The sequence below is a fragment of the Paraburkholderia sp. Cpub6 genome (genome assembly GCF_014201065.1).
Taxonomy (GTDB): Bacteria; Pseudomonadota; Gammaproteobacteria; order Burkholderiales; family Burkholderiaceae; genus Paraburkholderia; species Paraburkholderia tuberum.
This window is the reverse complement of the sequence record NZ_JACHDM010000026.1, coordinates 26,411-50,994: the sequence shown is the minus strand read 5'-3', so window position 1 is coordinate 50,994 and position 24,584 is coordinate 26,411. Positions and strand designations below refer to the sequence as shown.

At 64.5% G+C, this 24,584-nt stretch carries 19 protein-coding genes and 2 pseudogenes; 7 read left to right on the top strand and 14 right to left on the bottom strand.

The genetic code is table 11. From position 1 onward, the window contains the following. Window positions 1–465 precede the first annotated feature (465 nt). The 3 genes from HDG33_RS30125 to HDG33_RS30115 all read right to left on the bottom strand — a co-directional run bounded on the left by HDG33_RS30125 (window position 466) and on the right by HDG33_RS30115 (window position 2,437). Window positions 466–765, bottom strand: coding sequence for an H-NS family nucleoid-associated regulatory protein (locus HDG33_RS30125; RefSeq protein ID WP_184037930.1), 300 nt, complete (start codon window positions 763–765; stop codon window positions 466–468). A gap of 124 nt (window positions 766–889) precedes the next feature. Continuing rightward, entirely contained in the window at window positions 890–2,089 is a 1,200-nt protein-coding gene (locus HDG33_RS30120; protein ID WP_184038016.1) for a serine hydrolase, read from the bottom strand. Window positions 2,090–2,233: 144 nt separating this feature from the next. Next, window positions 2,234–2,437 (bottom strand): hypothetical protein, encoded by a 204-nt coding sequence (locus tag HDG33_RS30115; RefSeq protein ID WP_090808221.1) that lies wholly within the window; start codon window positions 2,435–2,437, stop codon window positions 2,234–2,236. Between the two features lie 29 nt (window positions 2,438–2,466). On the opposite strand from HDG33_RS30115, the gene HDG33_RS30110 reads away from it, so the two are divergent. Further along, window positions 2,467–2,718 (top strand): hypothetical protein, encoded by a 252-nt coding sequence (locus HDG33_RS30110; protein ID WP_184037928.1) that lies wholly within the window; start codon window positions 2,467–2,469, stop codon window positions 2,716–2,718. A 258-nt stretch (window positions 2,719–2,976) separates the two neighbouring features. Here HDG33_RS30110 and HDG33_RS30105 read toward each other — a convergent pair whose 3' ends face one another. After that, window positions 2,977–3,240: a hypothetical protein gene (locus HDG33_RS30105; protein ID WP_184037925.1), complete on the bottom strand. Its 264-nt coding sequence runs from the start codon at window positions 3,238–3,240 to the stop codon at window positions 2,977–2,979. Between the two features lie 99 nt (window positions 3,241–3,339). Beyond that, window positions 3,340–4,806 carry a sigma-54-dependent Fis family transcriptional regulator gene (locus HDG33_RS30100; RefSeq protein ID WP_184037923.1) on the bottom strand — a complete coding sequence of 489 codons (1,467 nt, stop codon included), beginning with the start codon at window positions 4,804–4,806 and terminating at the stop codon, window positions 3,340–3,342. A 327-nt stretch (window positions 4,807–5,133) separates the two neighbouring features. Between HDG33_RS30100 and HDG33_RS30095 the strand changes: the two genes are divergently transcribed. The 4 genes from HDG33_RS30095 to HDG33_RS30080 all read left to right on the top strand — a co-directional run bounded on the left by HDG33_RS30095 (window position 5,134) and on the right by HDG33_RS30080 (window position 10,491). Next, on the top strand, window positions 5,134–6,534 hold the full coding sequence (locus HDG33_RS30095) for a GntP family permease (protein WP_018424071.1): 1,401 nt from the start codon (window positions 5,134–5,136) through the stop codon (window positions 6,532–6,534). Between the two features lie 457 nt (window positions 6,535–6,991). Further along, complete coding sequence (locus tag HDG33_RS30090) at window positions 6,992–7,243, top strand: hypothetical protein (protein WP_008921056.1); 252 nt, start codon at window positions 6,992–6,994, stop codon at window positions 7,241–7,243. 406 nt (window positions 7,244–7,649) lie between these two features. Then, window positions 7,650–8,642, top strand: a complete 993-nt coding sequence (locus tag HDG33_RS30085) for a DedA family protein/thiosulfate sulfurtransferase GlpE (RefSeq protein ID WP_184037920.1) — start codon at window positions 7,650–7,652, stop codon at window positions 8,640–8,642. A 118-nt stretch (window positions 8,643–8,760) separates the two neighbouring features. Beyond that, the gene (locus HDG33_RS30080; RefSeq protein ID WP_184037917.1) at window positions 8,761–10,491 is read left to right on the top strand and encodes a cyclic nucleotide-binding domain-containing thioredoxin-disulfide reductase; all 1,731 of its coding nucleotides are present in this window, start codon (window positions 8,761–8,763) and stop codon (window positions 10,489–10,491) included. 119 nt (window positions 10,492–10,610) lie between these two features. Here HDG33_RS30080 and HDG33_RS30075 read toward each other — a convergent pair whose 3' ends face one another. The 3 genes from HDG33_RS30075 to HDG33_RS30065 all read right to left on the bottom strand — a co-directional run bounded on the left by HDG33_RS30075 (window position 10,611) and on the right by HDG33_RS30065 (window position 14,311). Next, complete coding sequence (locus HDG33_RS30075; RefSeq protein ID WP_018424067.1) at window positions 10,611–10,868, bottom strand: hypothetical protein; 258 nt, start codon at window positions 10,866–10,868, stop codon at window positions 10,611–10,613. 94 nt (window positions 10,869–10,962) lie between these two features. Beyond that, entirely contained in the window at window positions 10,963–13,146 is a 2,184-nt protein-coding gene (locus tag HDG33_RS30070; protein ID WP_184037914.1) for a hypothetical protein, read from the bottom strand. A 262-nt stretch (window positions 13,147–13,408) separates the two neighbouring features. Next, on the bottom strand, window positions 13,409–14,311 hold the full coding sequence (locus HDG33_RS30065) for a DMT family transporter (protein ID WP_184037909.1): 903 nt from the start codon (window positions 14,309–14,311) through the stop codon (window positions 13,409–13,411). A 235-nt stretch (window positions 14,312–14,546) separates the two neighbouring features. Between HDG33_RS30065 and HDG33_RS30060 the strand changes: the two genes are divergently transcribed. Continuing rightward, entirely contained in the window at window positions 14,547–15,422 is an 876-nt protein-coding gene (locus tag HDG33_RS30060; protein WP_090808206.1) for a helix-turn-helix domain-containing protein, read from the top strand. Window positions 15,423–15,460: 38 nt separating this feature from the next. Here the strand turns inward: HDG33_RS30060 and HDG33_RS30055 are convergent, their stop codons facing one another. From HDG33_RS30055 to HDG33_RS30040, 4 genes are all read right to left on the bottom strand, one after another. Further along, the gene (locus HDG33_RS30055) at window positions 15,461–18,493 is read right to left on the bottom strand and encodes an FAD-binding and (Fe-S)-binding domain-containing protein (protein ID WP_184037906.1); all 3,033 of its coding nucleotides are present in this window, start codon (window positions 18,491–18,493) and stop codon (window positions 15,461–15,463) included. Between the two features lie 47 nt (window positions 18,494–18,540). Next, window positions 18,541–19,290, bottom strand: coding sequence for a 2-keto-4-pentenoate hydratase (locus HDG33_RS30050; protein WP_184037904.1), 750 nt, complete (start codon window positions 19,288–19,290; stop codon window positions 18,541–18,543). Window positions 19,291–19,293: 3 nt separating this feature from the next. After that, a complete protein-coding gene (locus HDG33_RS30045; RefSeq protein ID WP_184037902.1) occupies window positions 19,294–20,580 on the bottom strand; it encodes an MFS transporter in 1,287 nt (428 codons plus the stop codon). 154 nt (window positions 20,581–20,734) lie between these two features. Beyond that, window positions 20,735–21,955: an alanine--glyoxylate aminotransferase family protein gene (locus tag HDG33_RS30040; RefSeq protein WP_184037900.1), complete on the bottom strand. Its 1,221-nt coding sequence runs from the start codon at window positions 21,953–21,955 to the stop codon at window positions 20,735–20,737. A gap of 170 nt (window positions 21,956–22,125) precedes the next feature. Here HDG33_RS30040 and HDG33_RS30035 point away from each other — a divergent pair, with 170 nt between their 5' ends. Continuing rightward, window positions 22,126–22,857, top strand: a complete 732-nt coding sequence (locus HDG33_RS30035) for a GntR family transcriptional regulator (RefSeq protein ID WP_184037898.1) — start codon at window positions 22,126–22,128, stop codon at window positions 22,855–22,857. A 392-nt stretch (window positions 22,858–23,249) separates the two neighbouring features. Here HDG33_RS30035 and HDG33_RS30030 read toward each other — a convergent pair. Together HDG33_RS30030 and HDG33_RS30025 are read right to left on the bottom strand one after the other, a co-directional pair. Further along, window positions 23,250–23,675, bottom strand: a pseudogene (locus HDG33_RS30030) (MFS transporter); the annotation flags it as partial. Then, window positions 23,668–24,570, bottom strand: a pseudogene (locus HDG33_RS30025) (LysR family transcriptional regulator); the annotation flags it as partial. The pseudogenes HDG33_RS30025 and HDG33_RS30030, both read right to left, overlap by 8 nt. Window positions 24,571–24,584 lie beyond the last annotated feature (14 nt).

The window sequence follows — 24,584 nt, the reverse complement described above, 5'->3', positions numbered from 1 at the left end:
CGCGCCGCGCATGCTTGTGGCAAAGGTGAGCGTTTTCGGGACTTGCGGCGGCGAATATCGATTTGCGGTCAAAGGTGAGGATCGCGAAGCGCATGCACGCACCTGCCAGGTCGCGGGCGCCACCAACCCGATGCGCGGGAAAACGGCGATAAAGCTTCGCACCGCTATGAACGGGTTCCGGCTCGACGCCTGGAAACGCCCGCCAGCAAAGGCTGTCGCGGGTTTGCGGCGAGCAGCGCGGGGCGGTGCGGCACGATGGCGATTCGCACCCGCGGAGGTGCGTCGCGCGACAAAGCCTGGCTCACCGAAGCATCCCGCGAGGTTCGAATGCATCGGTAAATATCGCCGTGTACGGTCGGGCGTCACGCAAAGGTGAGCGTTTTCGGGACCTTTGCAACGGTGCGGAACGGATCAAACCACGCATCACTTCAGAGAACACGGACGCATCGGCGCCCACGACGAAGCTCAACCTTCGATCAGAAACCGCTCGCGATTTTTGCCGACGAGCCAGGCCGGCGAGCGCCCACGGCCGCTCCAGGTTTCGCCGGTCTTCGGATTGCGGTACTTGGCGGCCGACGTCGTCGACGACTTGCGGCGCGGCTTCGGCGAGGCGCTCGTCAAGCCGAGTTCTTCGGCGGTCAGGTCGTATTCGGCAATCTTCTGCTTGATATCGGCGATAGCTTGCGAGACTTCTTTTTCGCGCGCAGCTGCGACTTCCTTGTGGAGTTTTTCGAGTTGCGCAGTCAGCTGTTTGTAAGAGGCCATGCCGTTGTTCCCCCTCGGTTGGACGCACTGCGATGAATCGCGATGAATGGTTGGCGGACACTATCAGACGAATAAATCACAGGATAGTGAATCGCGCGGCCGAGCGCATGCGCGGCGGCTGCACTCAATCGTCGATCGCATCGTAGACGCGGCGTTCGAAGTCGATGGCCATCGGGAAGGGGTCGATCGAGCGGCGCTGGATCAGCATCAGGCCGATCATGTTCTCGACCGGATCGGCGAACCAGCTCGTGCCGTACGCGCCGGGCCAACCGAACGAGCCGAGCGAGCGGTAGCCGAGCGGCAATTGCTGCGCCGGATCATCGACGATCGACAGGCCGAGGCCGAAGCCTTGCCCCGCCCAGATCACGTGACCGAAGGCAGGCAGGCGGCGCTGGTCGCGGCTCAGGAAATTGCTGCGCATCAGGTCGACCGAGCGATGCGACAGCAGCCGCGTGTCGCCGACGCGGCCGCGCCCGAGCAGCAGTTGCGCGAATCGCAGATAATCCTCGGCGGTCGAGACCAACCCGCCGCCGCCGCTCTGAAAGCGTCGCGGATTGGCCCAGCGGCTCGCCGCCGCATGATCCTCGACCACACGACGGCGCGTGCCGGGATCGATGCTGTACGCGGTGGCGAGGCGCGCAAGCTGTGCGTCGGGCACCCAGAACGCGGTGTCGCGCATGCCGAGAGGCGCGAAAATGCGCGTGCGGAAAAACTCCCCAAGAGTCATGCCGCTCACGCGTTCTATCAGCACGCCGAGCACGTCGGTCGCCACGCCGTAGTGCCAACGCGAGCCGGGCTGGAACATCAGCGGCAACGCGGCGATGCGCGCGAGCCACGCGCTGTTGCCGCCGCTCGCCTCGAAGCCGTTGAACGCGGCTGCGTAGGCTTCGCCAAGCGGACCCGTCGCCGTGAAGTGATACGCGAAACCCGCGCGATGCGTGAGCAGATCGAGCACCGTAATCGGCGCGCGTAACGGATCGGTCTGGTCGAGCGGGCCGGTCGGGTCACGCAGCACGCGCGGCGCGGCAAGCTCGGGCAGCCACCGCGAGATGGGCGCATCGAGCGCGAGGCGGTCTTCCTCGATCAGCATCATGATCGCGGCGCTCGTCACCGGCTTCGTCATCGACGCGATGCGAAACAGCGTGTCGCGCTCCATCGGCAATTGCGCGACTTCGTCGCGTAGGCCTCCCGGTTCGAAGTAGCCGATTTCGCCGCGCCGCCATACGAGCGACACCACCCCCGCCACTTCGCCCCGCTCCACGTAGCCCTGCATCGCGTTGGTCAGCGTCGCGAGCCGGGTCGCGGCAAGTCCTGCTATCTGCATGTTCATTCTGTGTCGGTAAAAGAAAACGTGCGCGCGCTCAGGTCGCTTTGGGCGATCAATCCGAAAGATAAACCCTGTCCGGCGAAAGCGCACACGACGGCTTTCCTAATTGCCGATCCCGATTGGCGGACACAATGACGACATTCAGGCTTTCTGCCGTTTTTCCAATGCGCAAAGCGCGGCATCGAGGCGTTTGACGCGGGTTGCCTGCGCCGGCACGAGAACCGCGCCGGAAACGTGCTGAAGGCGGTTACGCCAGTAAGACAAAGGAATACGGTCTTCTGCGGAAATATGGGAAATTATCTGCTCGAGATGCTCGATGTCTTTTTCGAGTTGCTGATGATTCATTGCTTTCCCCGGATTCTATTGAATTAGTGTTGAAGCAAAAAAATCGAAAGCATGAAGCCGCGTTGGCCCGCGCGGCCCAAAGTAATGCCCGCCAGCAGCGGAAAAACCTTCCTGAACTTCTTCTGCGTCGGAAAAAACCGGCAATTTCTGCTCGCCGGGTTAAATCCCAACGGTTTAAAAAAGAATACTGCCGTCAAATTTCACGTTCCGTTGCCTGCCGCACTGACTGCGTTCGACGCCCCGAAGGTAAAGATAAATCATGGTCCGGGCGCAAAGGATAATCGGTGCGCGGTGACTCAACGTTGTAAAAATGCCGCATGCGGCTTACTTATCCCAATTCGCATGCAAACCGCTTATCGGGCACACATTAGGCGCATGAATTTATGACGGCCATGTGGTAACCGGAATGGCACGAGCGTGGTCAGCGAGCGTATCGGGAATTGACAGGGAATAACTGCGAACAGGTGAAAAAAACCGAAGGCCGCCAACGGATCGGCCAGCCGCGCGCGCCGGCATTGCACCGGCACGGCGTCAGGTGCTTACTTCGCGGTCGCGCGGCAGGCGTAGATCAGGCTCAACGTACCGCCCTCGCTCGACTGGCGCACGACGTCGAACGCGCCATTGCAACTGGCGGCCGCCTGTTGCGAGCACAAGTCGGAACCGACCGGGCATTGCACGAGCGTGGTCGCACGGCCGTCCGGCAGGAACAGCGGCGCGCTGCTGCTGCAACCGCCAAGCGCGACGATCGCGGCGACGGCCAGTATGCCGCGCGAGCGGCGCGCGAAGAAGGAATGGCATTTCATGGAGACCCCGGTCACGTCTTGTTTTTCGATCTCGCGATTGTGCCACGCTGCTCTCGTGCTGCGTCAGTTGGCGTGGCGCGGCTGGCCGGGCGCGGCGAGTCAAACGTCGATGCCGTGCGCGGCGATCTTCTTGTACAGCGTCGCGCGGCCCATGCCGATCTGTTTCGCTGTGTCAATGACGCGGCCGCCGTTCGCGCGCAACGCGTCGCAGAGAAAGCGCTTTTCGAACGCGGCCATCGCGTCGCTCCACGAGGCGGGTTCGGCGCTGGCGGCCACGTCCGCGCTGGAGGCCGCGACAGAGTGGGTCCGCGCCGGTGCCACCGCGCCGCCCTGCCCCGAGCCGATGAACGGCGCGAGCATACGCGCATCGATGCGCTCGCTGTCGGACAGCATCACGGCGCGCTCCAATGTGTTGCGCAGTTCGCGCACGTTGCCGGGCCAGTCGTACGCGCATAGCAGGCGCAACGCGTCGTCGTGCAATTCGAAGTGGCTGCCGCCGCCTGCCTGCGCGGCCAGCTCCTCGAGCATCGCGTAAGCAAGCGCCTCGATGTCGGACGGACGCTCGCGCAGCGCCGGCACATGGATCGTCAGCACGTTGAGCCGGTAGAACAGGTCCGCGCGAAAACGCCCGGCCGCGACGAGCGCCGGCAAATCGGCCGATGTCGCCGCGATGATCCGCACATCCGCGCGCACGATCCGATTCGAGCCGAGCGGCTCGAATTCCTTGTCCTGCAGCACGCGCAGCAGCTTGCCCTGCAACGGCAGCGGCATGTCGCCGATCTCGTCGAGAAACAGCGTGCCGCCGTTGGCGAGCTCGAACTTGCCGACCCGGCCCCTGCGATCCGCGCCGGTGTACGCGCCGGGTGCGGCGCCGAAGAACTCGACTTCGAGCAGCGTGTCGGGAATCGCCGCGACGTTGACGCTGACGAGCGGCTTGTGCGCGCGCGCCGAGCCGCCGTGGATCGCATGCGCGAGCAGCTCCTTGCCGGTGCCGGTTTCACCCAGCAGCAGCACCGGCGCATCGAGTTGCGCCGCGCGCCGCGCCTGGCGCTTCACTTCGAGCGACGCCGCGCTCGTGCCGACGAAGCTGCCGAACGTATAGCGCGCGCGGCGCGCCTGCGCAAGCGACTGACGCGTCGCGATCAGCTCCTGCTGCAACCGCGAGTACTGCGAAAAGAGGGGCGACAGCGCTTTCAGCTCATCGAACAGCGCGAAGCCGACCGCGCCGATCGTCACGCCGGCATCGTCCTTGAGCGGCAGGCGCGTGACGACGAGCGGCTCGCGATCGGTCTCCATGATGTCGAGCAGGATCGGCTTGCCGGTGTTGACGACCTCGCGCATCAGACTGTTTGGAATCACCGCTTCGCAATCCCGGCCGATCGCCTGCTGCGGGTCAGCAAAGCCGAAGCGCGCCGCATACCGCTTGTTGATCCAGACGACGCGCGCCTGCCCATCGACGATGAAGGTGCCTTCGCTGAAGTTTTCGAACGTGCGAAACAGCGAATCCATCGCCCGACGAAGCACGTCGTCATAGGTGGCGGGCAGGCCCGTCCAGTCGGTCAACATGCTGTCGCTGTCTCCGCTTATCGTTTTGATTGCATCAATCTCAATTAGTGGACGAATTTATCTCCAAATTGAGACACACGATAGGCCTTATGCATCATGACTTACCCTGGTTTCAGGTGTTCTTCACCGAATGGAAGTCCCGTTTCGGAGACGCTTGGGTACAATCCGCCCACGATGCCTCGGCCCGCCGCTGCGCGGCCGCGCCATGCGCCACGGCGGGCCGGCAGCAAAACGGCAGGCATGGCATGGAACCTGCGTTCCGAGCGCGCCGCGCCGTCGCTCGATCGGGACGGCAAACATGTAGAACAACCGGGCTATGGAGACTCAATGACCTTTCTCATCGTTATCGCCGCGCTGGCGTTTCTGATGTTCGCTGCGTATCGCGGCTACAGCGTGATCCTGTTCGCGCCGATCGCGGCGCTCGCCGCCGTCCTGCTCACCGAGCCCGCCGCCGTCGCGCCGGTCTTCACGAGCATCTTCATGGACAAGATGGTCGGCTTCGTGAAGCTGTACTTCCCGGTGTTTCTGCTCGGCGCCGTATTCGGCAAGGTGATCGAGCTGTCGGGCTTCTCGGAGTCCATCGTCGCGGCCGCGATCCGCTATATCGGCCGCTCGCGCGCTAACGCGGTGATCGTCGCGGTGTGCGCGCTGCTCACCTACGGCGGCGTGTCGCTGTTCGTCGTCGTGTTCGCGGTCTATCCGTTCGCGGCCGAGCTGTATCGCCAGAGCAACATTCCGAAGCGGCTGATGCCCGGCGCGATCGCGCTCGGCGCGTTCTCGTTCACGATGGACTCGCTGCCCGGCACGCCGCAGATCCAGAACATCATCCCGACGACGTTCTTCAAGACCACCTCGTGGGCCGCGCCGACGCTCGGCGTGCTCGGCTCGCTGTTCATCATCGTGGTCGGTCTGTCGTATCTGGAATGGCGCCGCCGCGCCGCGATGGCGACCGGCGAGGGTTACGGCACCGACCTCGTCAACGAGCCGGAGCGCGTCGAGTCGAAGCAGCTGCCGCATCCTTTGCTGGCGGTCGCGCCGCTCGTCATGGTCGGCGTCGCGAACTTCCTGCTGACGCGCTGGATTCCGACCTGGTACGGTCCGTCCTTCACGGTCACCCCGGACATCCTGCCGGGGCTGCATGCGCCGGTCGAAACGAGCGTCAAGGCTCTCGTGGGGATTTGGGCCGTGCTGGGCGCGCTGCTGCTCGGCATCGTGATGGTCGTCGTGACGGCGTTCAGTCGCGTCAGCCAGCGCTTCGCGGTGGGCACCAAGGCGGCAGTGGCGGGCGCGCTGCTGGCGTCGCTCAACACCGCGTCGGAATATGGCTTCGGCGGTGTGATCGCGGCGCTGCCGGGCTTTCTCGTCGTCAGCAACGCGCTGAAAAGCATTCCGAATCCGCTCGTCAACGCCGCGGTGTCGGTCAGCACGCTGGCGGGCATCACGGGTTCGGCATCGGGCGGTATGAGCATTGCGCTCGCCGCGATGTCGGATACGTTCATCAAGGGTGCGGAAGCCGCCCATATTCCGCTCGAAGTACTGCATCGCGTGGTCGCGATGGCGAGCGGCGGCATGGATACGCTACCGCACAACGGCGCGGTGATTACGCTGCTCGCCGTGACGGGTCTCACGCACCGGCAGTCGTATCGCGACATCTTCGCGGTCACCGTGATCAAGACGCTCGCGGTGTTCTTCGTGATCGCGGTGTATTACGCGACCGGCCTCGTATGAACGCCGAACCGGAAAACAGTACTTTGATCTGATAGATCCGCATTACTCCCACCTCGACAGCCGGCCAACGAAGCACGAGGATGGAGTCGTCAGCGCCCAATGTTGCAAGGGCAGGCTGACCCGAGTAACAACGGCGTTTAACGGCCCGTCCCTGTCCGGACGGGCTATTTTTTTGCGCGCGCCGAACGCTTCCTAGCCCGCCCCCGCGTCACCCGCATGACAAAACCCGAACGCACGTCGCGCCACCGCGGGGCATGAAAAATGCGTCCGTCGCGACGAGGAGTCGCGTTAAACTGGTTGCTCGCTCCGCAACCGCGAATCCGCTAGCGGCAGCGTCACACTCGACTAAAACCCCGGCGAGACAGAGGCAGACGCGACACGGCACGACGACGCGGCAGACGGCACGCCGTCCGCCCCGTACAATGGTTCCATCACCAACGCAACAAGGACAACTTCGATGCGCATCACCGGGTCCTCCGGGTCAATGGCCCTGCTCACCGAATACGACGACGCAACGGCGCGCGAACTTCGCTCGCTGCGCCTCGAATCGACCGAAGACGGCAAAGGCATCCTGCTGATCGAGGTCGATGAGCGCAAGCCGGGCATACATCGCGAAGTGCGCTACGAAATCACGCCCGCGGAGCTGATCGCCGCGATCCGCGCGCATGGCGCCGAGTTGCCGGGCGAGCAGCACAATCATCGTCAGTGAAGCAGGCGCGCGGCGGGTGTGACCGTCGTGCGACTCGTCAGCCTCTCGCGCCGGTTGCGTCGCACTTCGACGCGTCAGCGCGGGATTATCCGCATTGGGCGCGCCTGCGCGCGTCGCCGTGCTTCCGTTTGTTCCGTTCACGCCGCCAATCCCCGCTTTCCTACGGGTTTTTGCAAGCGCCTTCGCGTCTTGTCGAGCGCGCTTACCCGGCCTTCAGCAACTTGTCACAAGCGGTTGCCACGCTTGTGTATCGAGGCATGCGGCCACATAGGGCGACCTGATCGCAGCCAGAAGACGGGCCAATTTCCGGGCCGGTTGCACGTCTCGAAAATACGTCCATAATCCTTGCATTCCCCTTTGCATTCCTTACCGCGCTGCGCCCGCAAGGGCCGCGGATGTTAAACCGATGCTACATGACCTCGTCGCGCAATATGGACCGGCGCTCGTCTTCCTCAATGTGCTGGCCGCCGCGCTCGGGCTGCCGGTGCCGGCCATGCCGTCGCTCGTGCTGTTCGGCGCGATGGCCGCGATGCACCCCGGCTCGGTCGGCACGCAACTGCTGCCGGTCCTCGTGCTGTCGATCTTCGCGACGCTGATCGGCGACAGCGCGTGGTACGTCGCGGGCCGCCTCTACGGCGGCAATACGCTGAAGACGATCTGCCGGCTGTCGCTGTCGCGTGACACCTGCGTGAAAAAGACCGAGCGCTTCTTCGGCCGCTGGGGCGTGCGCGTGCTCGCGGTCGCGAAGTTCGTGCCGGGGCTGTCGATCGTGTCGATCCCGATGGCCGGCGCGATGGGCACGCGCTACCGCACCTTCCTCACCTATGACGGCGTTGGCGCCGCGCTGTGGTCCGGCACCGGGCTGATCATCGGCGCGCTGTTCGCGCGGCAGATCGACATGCTGTTCGCGATTGCCGGGCGGCTCGGGCGCACGGCGGCGCTCGTCGTCGTCGCGTTGCTGGTGCTGTACGCGGTGTACCGGTGGATCCGGCGCCGTCAGTTGATCGCGAAGCTCGCGTCCGCGCGCATCGAGGTCGACGAACTCGCGAAGCTGTTCGCGGCTGACCGGGCGCCGGTCGTGTTCGACATCCGTTCGGAGGAGAAGCGCAAGCTCGATCCGTTCGTGATCCCCGGCGCGCAATTCGCCGATGAACGGCAACTCGACGACATCGTCGCCACCTACGCGCACGATCAGAAGCTCGTGATCTACTGCTCCTGCCCGAACGAGATTTCCGCGGCATGGATGGCCAAGCAGCTCAACGAAGCCGGCTTCTCCGACGTGCTGCCGCTGCGCGGCGGCATGGAAGCCTGGCGCGATTCGGGCAAGCCGGTCGACTCGCTGCCCGCGATGCCGCCGCCGGAAGTCGCGGTCGACGACATCGCGCCCAAAGCCGTTTAGCCGTAATCAGCGGCGGCATCGTCCGCCTGACGCGCGCGGCACGGCTCGTCCCGGCGTGCGAGCGCGCATCGCGTTGCCTCGCGTTCAATCGTGCAATGAATATCGAAGGAGCGGTTCAATGCTTTCGACTCAGGACGTTTCGACTCAAGAGGTGGAAGGACAGCAGGGGGTCGTCGCCGACGCGCCTTTTTCGTCGCTGTCGACGCGCATGCACCAGATGTTTCCCGCGCTCAGCTGCGCGGAGATCGACCGGCTGCGCCGCTTCGGCGCGATCGGTCACTGGAAGTCCGGCGAACTGCTGTTCGAGACCGGGCGCACCGGGCCCGGCATGTTCGTGCTGCTCGAAGGACGCGTGAAGGTCTATCAGCGTGACGGCATCGGCCGCGAAGTCTTGATCGGCGAGCATGGCGCCGGACATTTTCTGGCCGAGGTCGGGCAACTGTCGGGCAAGCCCGCGCTCGTGAACGGCCTCGCGATCGGCCCCGTCGAAGCGCTGCTGATTCCGCCCGAGCGCCTGCGCGCGCTGATCGTCGCCGAAGCGGAACTCGGCGAGCGCATCATGCGCGCGCTGATTCTGCGGCGCGTGTCGCTGATCGAAAAGGGCGCCGGCGGGCCAATCCTGATCGGCAATAGCAGCGACGCACGGCTCGTGACGCTGCAAGGCTTCCTGTCGCGCAACGGCCATCCGCATTCCGTGATCGACGAACGCGACGAAGACGCGCTGCGTCTGATCGAGCAGTTCGCCGCGCAGCGTGAGGACCTGCCGCTCGTGATCTGCCCGGACGGCTCGGTGCTGCGTCATCCGAGCATGCCGGAGCTTGCCACTCGCTTAGGTATGCTGCCCGATCTCGACGACACGTACGTGTACGACGTCGCGATCGTCGGCGCGGGGCCGGCGGGACTTGCCGCCGCGGTGTACGCGGCCTCCGAAGGACTTTCGGTGATCGTGCTCGACAGCCGCGCGCCGGGCGGCCAGGCGGGCGCGAGCTCGCGCATCGAAAACTACCTCGGCTTTCCGACCGGCATCTCGGGCCAGGCGCTCGCCGGCCGCGCGTTCGTGCAGGCGCAGAAGTTCGGCGCGCACGTGGCGATCCCAGTCAACGTGAAAGCGCTGCATTGCGGGCAGTCGCCGTATCGGCTCGAGCTGAAATGCGGCGGCCACATCAGCGCGCAGGCGATCGTGATCGCGAGCGGCGCCGTGTACCGGCGCCCGGCGCTCGACGGGCTCGAGCGCTTCGACGGACGCGGCGTCTACTACTGGGCGTCGCCGGTCGAGGCGAAGCTGTGCAAGCGCCAGGAGGTCGTGCTGGTTGGCGGCGGCAATTCGGCCGGCCAGGCGATCGTCTATCTGGCGACGCACGCGGCCAAGGTTCACGTACTGATCCGCCGCAGCGGTTTCGAGGCGACCATGTCGCGCTATCTGATCGACCGCATCCGCTCGCTGCCGAACGTGTTCGTGCATCCGAATTCGGAAGTCGGCCGGCTCGAAGGCGATGAGGACGGGCTTGTGTCGGTCGCGCTGAAGCGGCCGCTGCCCGGCGGCGTCGATCACTTCGACACCCGGCATCTGTTTCTGTTCACCGGCGCGGACCCGAACACTGAATGGCTGCGTACCTGCGGCGTGCAGCTCGACGCGAAAGGCTTCGTGCTGACCGGCATCAGCGCGGATGGCTCGGCCACCGCGTGCGATCTCGGGACCACGGTCGAAGGCGTCTATGCGATCGGCGATGCGCGTGCCGGTTCGACGAAACGCGTGGCCGCGGCGGTCGGCGAAGGCGCGGCCGTGGTCGCGCAGATTCACCAGTTGCTGGCGCAGACGAGCGGTGAAGAGGTGGCGCTCGGGGCGTGAGCTTCAGAGAGCATGAAAAAAGCGCACGGTGAGTTACACAGTGCGCTTTTGTATAACAGACGGCACGATGGTTGCGCCGGAGCGGACCCGCGTGTTCAGCGGTCCACTCAGCTGTCCACTCAGCGGTCCAACTTCGCGCGCAACTCGCGCGCGGCCTCCAGCAGTCCCTCGTAACCCGAACGCGCGTGCTCCGGCAGATCGGGATCGCCGACCAGCGCACCGAGCGTTTCGATCAGACTGTAGACAATGCCTTTCGCGGCGCCCGACGCAATGCCGCCTGACGACACCTGCTGATCGACGTGACTGAGCGCCGCGTCGAGCTGCTCGATCTCGGGACGATCGTCGGAGGGCGGCTTGGGAGAAACGTCTTGCGTCATGATTGAACATCGCTCCATTGAGTGCGTCGGTAAAGTTGTTATATACCGATCGTGCGCCGCCGTCTATTCGTGTTCGGCGCGACAGCGATCCACGTCAAGGCGTCCAGCGATACATCAGCAGCTTCGCGCGCGCGTCGTCTTCGACCAGCACCACGTACTCGCCGTTATCGCGCTGCACTGCGCTGATGCCGAGATACACGTCGACCCAGCCGCTCGTGCCGCCGACGCTCGCGCCCGGCGTCATGTAACCGACCGCCGTGCCGTTGCGCGCGTCGTAGACGTCGATGCGATCGGTGTACAGCTCGGCAACGAAGATATAGTTGCCCGCCACCGCGACGCCGACCGTGGTGGTCTGCGGATCGCTTTGCGTGTTCCACGGCAGCGACACCGTGTATGTCAGCGTCGGGTTGCCGCTGCTCCAGTTGTCGTAGCGGGACAGCACCGGACCCGCTTCCTTCCAGTGCGTCGGGTCCCACGGAATCGCACTCGTGAAACCGGACAGATACATCGTGTCGGTCGCTGCGACGTAGACGAGCCGCGCGAGCCGCGTGAATGGCGCGGGCATCGCGAACATCTTCGCACTCGCGTACGTGTAGATCGGATTGCCGGCGGAGTCGAGACCTTGCAGCGGCATCTCGCGCACGCCGCTCAATGGCGTGGCAAGCCACACGTTGCCGGGTTCGTCGACCCACCAGAAGCCGTCGCCGACCGTGCTGCCGGTCGACGGATTGCCGCTGATCTCGCTCGCGTCGACGGCGCCATTGCCATTGCTGTCGCGCCACAGCCATTCGCCGTACGTCGGTTGCGCGGCGGGCCATGCGCCGGGCAGCGGATTCTGCGCGAGCATCCCCGACGGTATCGCGATCTCGCCATGCGCGGCATCGAAGCGATAGATGTTCAGATAGTGCGCGCCCGGATCGAGCGTATAGAGAAAGCGCTGGCCATCGAATCTGCGCACCATCGGTTCGCCACGCACGCCGCGTGGCTCGTGAAACGCGGGATCGTCGGGGTAATCGAAGCGATCGAGCGTGAACGCCGCATACGACCATTCGTGGCCGACCGGCTGCCTGTAATCGAGCGTGAAGCGCTTCGAACCCGTGTAGATGGAAGCGGGTGTTGCCGGGTCGAACGCGCCGCTATCGACGAAGCTCAGACCGTAGAGCCGCCAGTTGAGCACGCGCGTGCCGTACACGTAGCTCTCCAGCACTGCGCCCTGCCCTACGGATGCCGAGCCCAGCGCGCGCGGTCCCTCGCCGTTTTGCGCGACGTACAGATTGCCGGCCGCGTCGACGCCGATGCCGGAGATGCCGTTGAAACGCGTATCGCCGGGCACGCCGCGCACCGGGTGGAAAATGCCGTTGCGCGTGCCGATCGACGTGCCCGCCTGCATCTGGCCGCCAGCGCCCTTGTTGAACACGAGGATCTGCTGCGAAACGCCGTTGTCGGCGACCAGCAGTTGGCCGGATGGCGTCACTGTGAGGTCGCTCGGCACGGTGCCGGCGGGCAGTGTCAATGGACCGGCGAGCGCGGTGCCGTCGGCGCGGTAGTGCAGGATGCTCAGATTGGCTGTGCCGAAGCCGCTGATGATCCACAGCGTCGAGTCGGTGTCGATCGCGATGCGGGCCGGCGACGCGACGCTCCACGAACGCAGCGGCTGCATGGACTGCGCGTCGTACACGACGATCCGGTTGCCGTGCGTGTCGGCCACGTAGAGCTCGCTGTCGGTTGCGGCGAGGCCGCGAATGCTCGCGTCGGTGCCAGTCTTCACCGTATCGACCGCGACGAAACTGTTCTTCGTCGCATTCGCGCTATTGCCGATGCCGCCGGAAAACGGTGCGCCGATCGCGAGATTCGCAAGCGTGCGTCGCGTGATGCCGTACCAGGTCTGATTGGCCGGCGGATAGTCGGCGCCGACCAGCGCATTGTTCTCATTGCCGATCGACATCGCCGCATAGAGGTACGTCTGGTTGACGGCCACCGCGTCGCCGCCGGCCGCGCCCCAGCCATGCGTCGAACCGGCCACCGCGAGCTTGTCGCCCGCGCGATAGGCGGCGATTTCACTGCCGCTTTCGTCCCACGGCGCATTCGTATAAACGGTGCCATTGGCGCCGACGCTAATGGCCTGAATATCCTGCTGCATCCATTTGCCGTCGCCGAATCCGAAACTATTACCGATCCATGAGGTCGTGTAATTCAATTGGGATTGCGCGGAAACATTCGGCGAGATCAGGCTGTGGATTAACACCACGGCCAAGCCAAGGCGGGAGAAAGGCTTCACGGCAGTCGGTCCTTGCGAGGCGCGAGACGCGCACATCAGATTTGGCGTTTTATCCTCTCATATAAAAATAGTAAATTTATTGATGAAAAAATGATTATTGAATGCCGATTCATCCAATTCATTCCATTTGCATCGAATCAGGTTTCCGACACAGTCTTTCCTTCACGAAACCGGTAAAAACCGGTTCCCGTAAAGACTCACCGATCAGAGATTCAGTCGCTTTTTCTGCTCCTGTAAATCCTCACCTTGAGCGAGACGCTCATCATGTCCGCGCCGCCCGGCGACGCTCGAAAATCCGCCGCGTCAGATCGAACGCCACCAGATTGCCGGCCACCACGAGCATTAGACCGACCACCGCGAGCGCTGACCACCGATAGCCCTCGAACAGCGTCGATGCCGCGAGCGCGACGATCGGAAACAGCACCGTGCAATAGGCGGCCCGCTCCGGGCCCATACGGCCGACGAGCATCAGGTACGCCGTAAAGCCGATCACCGAGCCGAACACCACGAGATACGCGAGCGCACCGAGATAGCGCGCCGACGGTTCCACCGCGAACGAATAGCCGGCGAACAGACTACCGAGCGTCAGGACGGCAGCACCGATCAGCATCGCCCAGCTGTTGGTCGCGAACGGATGCAGGCCCATCGACTGCATGCGGCTCGACAGCAGGTTGCCGGCCGAGAAGCACAGCGTGCCGAGAAACGCGACGCCGAGCCCGAGCCATGCGGTGTGATCGCCGAGATGCCCGGCCATCTGCTGCACGAACAGACAGACGATGCCGACGAGCCCGAGCAACGCACCCGCAATCGCGCTCGGCTGCAGAGGCCGGCCCATGAACAGCCGCCCGTTGATCGAGTTCAGCAGCGGCGCGGTCGAGAACACCACCGCGACGAGCCCGCTCGGCACGAGCTGTTCGGCGTAGTAGAAGCACAGGAAATTCAGGCAGAACAGCGCGAGACCCTGCGCGGCGAGGTAGCGCCAGGCGTCGCGCGGCGGCCAGATCGGGCGGCGCATGATGCGCGCCAGTGCGAACATCAGCAGCGCGGCGATCCAGAAACGCCACGCAATCGATACCGGTGGCGGCACCGCGCCGAGTTGCCATTTGATTGCGATCCACGTGGTGCCCCAGATCAGCACGGTGATGGCATAAAGGAGGAGATTCATGGTCGGGCCTCAGACTGCAATGACGGACTGCGATGACGCGCAGCATGGAAGAAAGCCCGACTATGGAACCGCGCCGCCGCCCGCAATTGTCCAAAATTGCGCACTTTTTCGCGCCGATGCGCAGGCTGACGGGACGCGCCGTATACTGGCCGCTCAACCACCACCGTACACCGGAAAACCTCCGCGCGCCGCCGTGAACCCCACCCCGTCCGTCCCCGTGATATCCACCGCCGGCATGCCTTTTGGCCTGCAGTCGGTCTGTCACACGCTCGCCAGTGCGAACGCGCATCTGGACCGCTTCGCGTGGCTCGGCGACGGACTCGCGATCGCGCTATGGACTCGCGACACGAAGGAGGACGAGACCGTCTACGAACGGCCCGGCCATCACACGCTGTCGTGCTACCTGGACGGCGGCTATCGCACCGAGCGCCAGAAAATGCCGGGCCACTACGGCGCGCCGTCGCGGCTGTGCGCACTGCCCGGCGATCACGAATCGCGCTGGTGGGTGCGCGGCCACATGCACTTCATGCATCTGTACTTCCTGCCCGAGCACTTCACGCGACGCGCGGTGCAGGAGCTCGACCGCGAACCGCGCGAACTGACGCTCGCCGATCGCACCTATTTCGAGGACCCGCGCATTGCGAGTCTGTGTCAGTCGCTCGTCAACGAGGAGTGGGAAAGTCCCGACGGTCTGCTGCGCACCAACGAGACCGCGCACGAAGTGTTGAGCCTGCTATTGCGCGGCCAAGGCGTACGGCGCGCGAACGTGGCGCTGAAAGGCGGGCTGTCGGCCGCGACGCGGCGCCGCCTGCGCGACTATATCGACATTCATCTTGCGCAGCCGTTGACGCTCGGGGAGTTGTCGGGTGTCGCGGCGCTGTCGGAGTTTCATCTTGCGCGGATGTTTCGCGAGTCGTTTGGGTTGCCGCCCGCCGCCTGGATCGCGCGGCAGCGGCTCGATCGCGCGCGCACGCTGCTGCGCACGACGACGTTGCCGCTCGCGCAGATCGCCGGGCAGTGTGGCTATGCGAACGCGAGTCACTTTAGTCACCGATTTCGCGAGGCTGTCGGGGTGACGCCGAGTGGGTTCCGGCAGGCTATCGGTGTTTGAGATTCGCGTTTGAGTTTCGCTTTGCGGTTAGCTCCGTGTCATCGCAGCGCCATCGCCAGCACGCGCGCGACGTGGATCGCGTCGACGCCCGCGCCGTCGTGAATCTGATGCCGGCAGCTAGTGCCGTCGGCGACCATCAGCGTGGCCGCGTCCAGCTTGCGCACCGCGGGTAGCAGCGACAGCTCGGCCATCGCCTGCGAGCTCGCGTAGTGCTCCGCTTCATAGCCGAAGCTGCCGGCCATGCCGCAGCACGACGATTCGACCGTCGATACCTTCAATTCGGGAATCCACTTCAGCACGGTCTGCACCGGCGTGAATGCGTCGAACGCCTTCTGATGGCAGTGGCCGTGCACGAGTGCCTGCTGCATCGGCAACGGCTTCAATTCGAGCTGCAATCGTCCGGCCTTTTCTTCGCGCACGAGGAATTCCTCGAATAGAAACGCGTGCTGCGCGAGGCGCTGCGCCTCTTCGCCGAAGCCGTACTGCAGGAATTCATCGCGCAACGACAGCAGACACGATGGCTCCAACCCCACCACCGGCACGCCACGTTCGACGAACGGCCTGAACAGCTCGAGCATGCGCCGCGCTTCCTCTTTCGCTTCGTCGACGAGACCCGCCGCGAGAAACGTGCGGCCGCAACACACGGGACGCTCTCCCGGGCGTGCATTGAAGTGGACCGTGTAGCCCGCCGCTTCGAGCACCTGTTGCGCGGCGCGCGCGTTGTCGGGCTCGAGGTGATTGTTGAAGGTATCGACGAACAGCAGGACTTCTTTCAGCGCGCACGCCTGCGCAGCGTTGCGTGCAGGCTTGGCGGACACCGCATCGGCCAGAAACGCCTTCTTGAACCGCGGCAAACTCCGCTCGGTCGCGAAGCCGACCGAGCGCTTGAACCACGTCGACAGCACCGGCACGTTGTCCGCGAGCGCCAGCAGCCTCGGCATGCGGCTCGCCGCGCCCGCATAGCGCGGCATGAACGCGACGAGCCTGTCGCGCAGCCGCACCCCATGCGTCTTGACACGCGCCGCCCGCGCCTCGATCTTGAACTTCGCCATATCGACGCCGGTCGGGCAATCGCGCTTGCAGCCCTTGCACGATACGCACAGGTCGAGCGTTTCCTTCACGTCATCGCTCGCGAGCCCGCTTTCGCCGAGCTGCCCCGAAATCGCGAGCCGCAACGTGTTGGCCCGCCCGCGCGTCAAATGTCGCTCGTCCTTCGTCACGCGATAGCTGGGGCACATCGTGCCCGCGTCGAACTTGCGACAGTGGCCGTTGTTGTTGCACATCTCGACCGCTTTCGCGAGGCCGCCGCTCAGATCGTCGCCGCAACCGGGCGCGCTTTCTGCGCCCGTCAGCGGGTCGCGCTTCACGTTCCACGTCGACCAGTCGAGCGCCGTTTCGATGCGCTGTTCGCGATAGCCCGGCGCAAAGCGGAAATTGCGCGCGTCGTCCATCTTCGGCGGACGCACGATCCTGTCGGGATTGAAGCGGTTGTCCGGATCGAACAGCGCCTTGATCTCGCTGAACGCCTCGTTGAGCCGCGGCCCGTATTGCCATGCGACCCATTCGCCACGGCATAGCCCGTCGCCATGCTCGCCGGAATACGCGCCCTTGTACTCGCGCACGAGCGCGGCCGCTTCCTCGGCGATCGCGCGCATCTTCGTCGCGCCGTCGCGGCGCATGTCGAGAATCGGCCGCACGTGCAGCGTACCGACGCTCGCATGCGCGTACCACGTGCCTTCGGTGCCGTGGCGATGAAACACGTCGGTCAGCCGGCTCGTGTAGTCGGCCAGATGTTCGAGCGGCACCGCGCAATCTTCGATGAAAGACACCGGCTTGCCGTCGCCCTTCATGCTCATCATGATGTTGAGACCAGCCTTGCGCACTTCCCACAGCGCTTTTTGCGCATTTGCGTCCGCCATCTCGACGACCGCATCGGGCAGGCCCAACTCGCCCATCAACTCCGTGAGCTGCTTCAGCGACGCGAGCTGCGCGTCGCGATCCTCGCCCGCGAATTCGACGAGCAGAATCGCCTGCGGCTCGCCGACCAGCGCCTTCTCGATCACCGGACGAAACGCGGGATTGCTCAACGCGAGATCGATCATCGTGCGATCGACGAGTTCGACAGCGACCGGCTTCAGCTTGACGATGTGCTGCGTGAGCGCCATCGACTGCCGGAAGGTCGGAAAGTTGACCACGCCAAGCGCCTTGTGCGCGGGCAGCGGCGCGAGCTTCAACGTGATCTGCCGGCTGAATGCGAGCGTGCCTTCCGAGCCGACCAGCAGATGCGCGAGGTTCGCGCTGCCGTCATCGGTATAGGCGCGCGGATTCTGGCAATCGAACAGATCGATGTTGTAGCCCGCGACGCGGCGCAGCACCTTCGGCACGCGCGCGATGATTTCGTCACGCTCGCGCTGCGCGATCCGCGTGACGCCCGCAACGATCTGCTGCAAGCGCTCACCTTGTGGCGGCTCGCGCAGCGACGCGAAGCGCGCTTCGCTGCCGTCGGCGAGAATCGCGTCGATCGCGTCGACGTTGTGCACCATGTTGCCGTACTCGATCGAGCGCGAGCCACACGAGTTGTTGCCGGCCATGCCGCCGATCGTGCACTGGGCAGCCGTCGATACATCGACCGGAAACCACAGTCCATGCGGCTTCAGCCACGCGTTCAGATGATCGAGCACGACGCCGGGCTCGACCGTCACGGTGCGCGCGTCGGCATCGAACGCGACGATGTTGTTGAGCCACTTGCTCGTATCGACCACCAGCGCTTCGCCGACCGTCTGCCCACACTGGCTCGTGCCCGCGCCGCGCGCGAGCAGCGGTACTTTCTCGCTGCGCGCGATCTCGAGCGCGATGCGCAGGTCATCCTGATCGCGCGGCACCACGACGCCGACCGGCGTGATCTGATAGATCGACGCATCGGTCGCGTAGCGGCCGCGGCTGGCGAGATCGAACAGCACGTCGCCGCGCAGCGCTTTGCGCAGATGCTGCGCGAGCGGACTCGTTGCGCGCGCGGCGGACGGGACCAGATGGATCGGCTTGACGAGCAAGCCCGCAGTGGGATTCGTCATTTCGTCGGCCTGTGAGGAGCGCGCCTGAATCGCGCAGCTCGAATTTCCTAGTACAGCGTCAGATGCACCGGCGCGAGTCCTTCGATATGCCCGCTCACGTCGCCCGCCTCGCGCGGAAAGAACATGCCGGTATACGAACCGGCGGTGATCACCATCTCCGGCGTCACCGCAATGCCGCGCGAACTCGCGTGATTGACGAGCCACGTCAACAGCCGCCGCGGATCGCCGGCCGGATTCGCGGGCGTCGTTTCGACGACATTGCCTCCGTTGAACGCGAAACGCAGCGACGGCGCGACGAACGGAAAATCCTCGCGATACCGTGTGAATTCACCGACGATCAGCGCGCCGTGATTTTGCAGGTCCGCGAGCTGCGCGAGTTTGTCGATGGCGGGCCACGCGGCATGGCGGCTCGCGACGATCTCGATGGTCGCGCCGATCGAGCCGGTGCCCGCGAGCACTTCGTCCTCGCGGTACGGTTTCGTGGACGGCTCGAAACGCCGGCCGAAACGGAACGCGACTTCGAGTTCGAGCCCGAGCGGCGCGAAGCCTTCGCGCGACAGACGCGCGCCGTCGGCGTGCAGATCGGTGTCGGATAATGGCGCGCCTTGAATCGGTCCGCTCGCCGATTTCGCGCCGATCTTCCAGCCGCCGATTCGCGCGCCGCATGCGCTCAAGATTTCGTGCTGGATTGCGTAGGCCGCGTCGGCATCGGAAGGAAGCTGCTCCGGCGGCAACGTATCGAGCACCGTACGACTGCGACGCGCATCGGCAAGCAGCTGACTCAATGATGAAGTCATGTTTTACACGCCCATCCGTGTGGAAACGTGCGCCTTCTCCGACGCGCCAACTTCGAAGCGGCTCTCCGGCTGCATGCGGAACGCGAGCACGACGCCAATGCCCATCAGCAACATGCTGCCCACGAACGGCAGATCCCAGTTGCCAAAGCGGTCGATCAGAAAGCCGCCCATCACCGGCGAGATGATCGCGGCGAGCGCCGAGCCCGTGTTCATCATGCCGCTCGCGGTGCCGGAGAAGTCCGGCGCGATATCCATCGGGATCGCCCACATCGGGCCGATCGTCATCTCGGCGAAGAAGAAGCCCGACGCGAGACAGGCAATCGACAGCGTCAGGTCATGCGTGAACATCAGAGGAATCAGCGACAGCAGGCAGAACAGCATGCACACCGACACCATCCAGCTGCGCGCGCGTTTGAGGCTGCCGGTGCGCTTGAAGATCGCATCGGTGACGATGCCGCCGAGCGTGTCGCCGATCACGCCCGCGAAGAACACGACCGACGCGAAGATCGCCGACTTCTTCAATTGCAGATGGTGGTTATGCAGGAAGTACAGCGGAATCCAGCTCAGGAACAGCCACAGCGTCCAGCCGTAGCAGAAGTAGACGATCGTGACCGGCGTCATGCGGCGAAACAGCTTGCCCCACGGCAGGCCGGAGACTTTCGGCTTCGGCGTGGGCAGCACCGCGAGTTCCTCGGGCGTGATGCGCGGATGATCTTTCGGATGCTCGGTGAACGTGAGCGCCCACATGACCACCCACACCAGACTCAGCGCGCCGCAGATAAAGAACGATTCGCGCCAGCCCCAGTTGGTCATCACGATCACGATGAGCGCCGGCGCGACCGCGTTGCCGACTCGCGACGCCGCGTGCGTGATGCCCTGCGCGAAGCCGCGCTTTTCTTTCGCGACCCAGCGCGACATCGCCGACGTTGCAGCCGGGAACGTCGCGCCTTCACCGAAACCGAGCACGAGCCGCGCGGCGAGCAACGAAGCGAGCCCGCCCGCGAAGCCCGTGAACACCGTCGCGAGACCCCAGATGGCGCCACAGAACAGCAGCGTGCGTCGCGCGCCGAAGCGATCGCTGACCCAGCCGCCGATCACCTGAAACAGCAGATACGGATACGCGAAGGCCGAGAACACGAGCCCGACCTGCGTATGCGTGAGATTGAATTCCTTGCCGAAACCCGCCGCCGCGGTGCTGACGTTTACGCGATCGAGGTACGTGATGAAGTACATGATGCAGAGCATCACTAGAACGATACTGGTCGCACTGGTCAAACGAAACCGCTTCATCGTCTCTCTCCATGGCATGTGTCGACGGCGCGTCTGAAGTGGCGCGCTGCGTCGTCGCCCGTCGGCCGCGAGAGCCGCTATGGACGCATTGCATGTTGTTCTGGCCGCGTTCTGCGCGCGGCTCGATGAGGGAAGCGCTCCCTGCGCCCGACAATCAGGCCGCGGCCTTCAATCCCGGCGTCTTCGGTGCCTGGCTCAGCCACTCCATCGCGGCCGGCATGCCGCTTTCCTTGAGCGGCACGCCAGCAAGCCGCAGACCCATTTCGCAGCCAGCCAGTGTGGCGAGCAGCATCAGATCGTTGCAATCGCCAAGATGGCCGATGCGGAACATGCGGCCTTTCATTTTGCCGAGGCCCGTGCCGAGCGACATGTCGAAGCGTTCGTAGATCAGCTTGCGCACCGCGTCGGCATCGACACCGTCGGGCATCATCACGCCCGTCAGCACCGGGCTATAGACGGCGGGATCGGCACACTGGATTTCGAGCCCCCACGCGCGCACCGCGCGGCGCGTCGCTTCGGCAAGCCGCTCGTGGCGCGCGAACACGTTGTCGAGCCCTTCGCCGAGAATCATTTCGATCGCTTCATGCAGCCCGTACAGCAGGTTCGTGTTCGGCGTGTACGGCCAGTAGCCGGATTTGTTCATCTCGACGATTTCCGTCCAGTCCCAGAAGCTGCGCGGCAGCTTCGCGTGCTGGCTGGCGGCCATCGCCTTCGGCGAGATCGCGTTGAAGCTGATGCCCGGCGGCAGCATCAAGCCCTTTTGCGAGCCCGACACGGTCACGTCGACACCCCACTCGTCATGACGATAATCAGCGCACGCGAGACCGGAGATCGTGTCGACGAGCAGCAGCGCCGGATGGCCCGCGGCGTCGATCGCGCGACGCACGGCGGCGATGTCGGACGTGACGCCGGTCGAGGTTTCGTTGTGCACGACGCAGACCGCCTTGATCGCATGCTGCGTGTCGGCGCGCAGACGCTCTTCGATCATCTGCGGCTGCACGCCGCGCCGCCAGCCTTCGATGCCTGGCAGCCCCAGAAATTCGGGCTTCAGGCCAAGCTGCACGGCCATTTTTTTCCACAACGTCGCGAAGTGGCCGGTCTCGAACATCAGCACGTGATCGCCGGGGCTCAGCGTATTCGACAATGCGGCTTCCCATGCGCCCGTGCCGGACGCCGGATAGATGACGACCGGCTGCTGCGTCTTGAAGATCTTCTTGATGCCGTCGAGCACCTTGAGACCCAGCTCGCCGAATTCGGGTCCGCGATGGTCGATGGTCGGATAGCTCATCGCGCGAAGGATGCGATCCGGCACCGGACTCGGCCCCGGAATCTGCAGGAAGTGACGGCCAGCGGGATGAAAATCTAGCTTTAGCATCGAACTCCTCCAATTGAATTTTGCATGCAAAAAACTATATCAGACGAACCGTGATGCTCCCAAGACGAAAATTGGCCTCTAAGGCCCGTGTTTACCCGCGTGTGCGCATGGATTAACTAATCGATATGGTTCCGATAAAATCCTATTCATATGAAGCTGAGGGTTTTTGTATGCAAAATTCGGATCTCGACGCGGGTCTGACCGCTGCCCCGCTGATGCCGAAGGTCGAGCGTCAGCGCCTGCACGACACGGTGGTGGAGCACATCCGCCGCTTTATCGTCGAGGGAGCGCTGGAGCCCGGCAAGAAACTGAACGAGCGGGAGTTGTGCGAAACGCTCGGCATTTCGCGCACGCCGCTGCGCGAGGCGCTGAAGGTGCTGGCTGCCGAAGGTCTGATCGAGATTTCGCCGAACCGGGGCGCGTCGGTATCGAAGATGTCGGAAGCGGAGGTGCGCGAAACCTTCGAATTGATGAGCGGCCTCGAAGCGTTTTCCGGCGAACTCGCGGCCGAGCGCATAACGGCGGCCGAACTCGCAGAGATCAAGGCGCTGCATTACGCGATGCTGGCGTGCCGCGCGCAGAACGATTTGCCGGGCTACTACAGTCGCAACCAGGCGATCCACGACAAGATCAACGAAGCGGCGAGAAATTCGGCGCTGCGGCAGACGTATGTGTCGGTCAACCGGCGGCTGCAGGCGCTGCGCTTTCGCTCGAACTATCAGACGCCGAAGTGGGACCGCGCGATTCACGATCACGATGAAATGCTGAAGGCGCTCGAGGCTCGCGACGGCAAGAAGCTCAGCGCGATTTTGCGGCAGCATCTGCTCGATAAGCGGGATGCGGTTTTGCAGGTGCAGGTGCAGGAGGAGGTGGTCGCTTCGGCCTCCGGGTTGAAGGCGTGATGCGGACAACTATGCCGAATCCCGCTCCTCGCCACTCCGTCGGCAACAAAACTTGTCCACCTAAATTGTTGGCAAGCCTGTGGACAACCTTCGCACAGCGAGCTTAAGTGCTTGAAGCATGAGAACTATCCGCGCGCGGCGCACGCGTAGGCAGTGAGCGTCGCTATGGAGTCCGTGATACTGGCGAGTGGGCTTCGCAAGGATGCCGTTTCACTCGCGCCGACCTCGAAGTCCAGTTGTCCACATAATTTGGGAACAAGCTTGTGGACAACCTGCGCACAGGCCTGCCAAGTGTTTGATACGGCAGGCCTATCGTGCGCGGATGCGGGAGCGGGCAGCGGCGCGGCACCTCACGCGATGCAAGCCAACGGCCGCGCCCTCCACCCTCGATTTCACTGCGTCGTTTCACGACTGCGCAACGACTCCGGCAACCCATACAGCACGATCAGCGCGCACACCACGCTCATCGCGCCGATCACATACAGCGCCGGCGTCGTGCTGCCGGTCAGATCCTTCACACGTCCGACCATCACCGGGCTCACGATCCCGCCGAGTTGCCCGAGCGTGTTGATCAACGCGATACCGCCCGCGGCGCCCGCGCCCGTCAGCAGCTTTGGCGGCAGCGCCCAGAATGCCGGGATCGACGCGACCACGCCCGCGCCCATCACGGCAAGCGCGACCACCAGCAAGGTGGTCTGCTTGTCGAAGAATCCCGCCGCGAAGAAGCCGAGCGCCGACATCAACAGCAGCCCGAACACGAACTTGCGCCGCTCGCCGCTCGCGTCCGACAGACGCCCGACCACCACCATGCACCGTGCGCAGATGATCGAACAGCAGCCGACTCACCGGCGATAACGCATCGACGTCGCGCACGACGAGCACGAGGCTGCGCTCGGCCCAATCGTCGTCGAGCGGCATGCCGACGAGGCCGAGCGGGCGGCCCATCAGTTGATACACCTTTTGCGGCAGCACGCCGACGCCCATGCCAGCCTGCACCATCCGGCACACCGCATCGAAGCCCGGCACGTGGATGCGCAGGCGCAGCGGCTTGCCGGCCTGGCGCGCCGCGAGGTGGGTGCGCGCGTTGATCGAGCTCGCCGAATGAAGGCCGACGTGATCGCCATCGAGCGTTTCGGCGAACGCGATGCTCGTGCGTGCCGCGAGCGGATGATCGTCGCGCATCACGATCACGAACGAATCGCATCGGTAGTGCTCGACGTGCAGCTCGCGCGTATCGGCGTCGCCGGAACAGATGCCAAGATCGGCGAGGCTTTCGTCGATGGCTTTGACGACGCCGCCGCTCGGCCGCTCCTCGAGATCGACCTTCACGCGCTCGTGCAGCGACTGGAACGCGCGTAGATCTTCAGGCAGAAATTCGACGATCGCCGACAGGTTCGCCATCATCCGCACATAGCCGAGCACGCCGCTAGCATGACCGGCCAGTTCGACGCCGTTGCTCTCGATGTCGCGCAGCACCCGGCGCGCGTGATGCAACAGCGTTTCGCCGGCCGGCGTCAGCGTCATGCCGCGCGCGTTGCGCTGAAATAGCGACGCGCCGACTGCCTGTTCGAGTTCGACCAGCCGCTTGCTGGCGGCCGACACGGCGATCGCCTCGCGCTCGGCGGCACGCGTGAGCGTACCTTCTTCGAAGACGGCGAGAAAGAGCTGCAGCGTGGTGAGGTCGAGCTTGCGGAGAAGGTTTTTGATGACCATGGCGCGGCGACGAA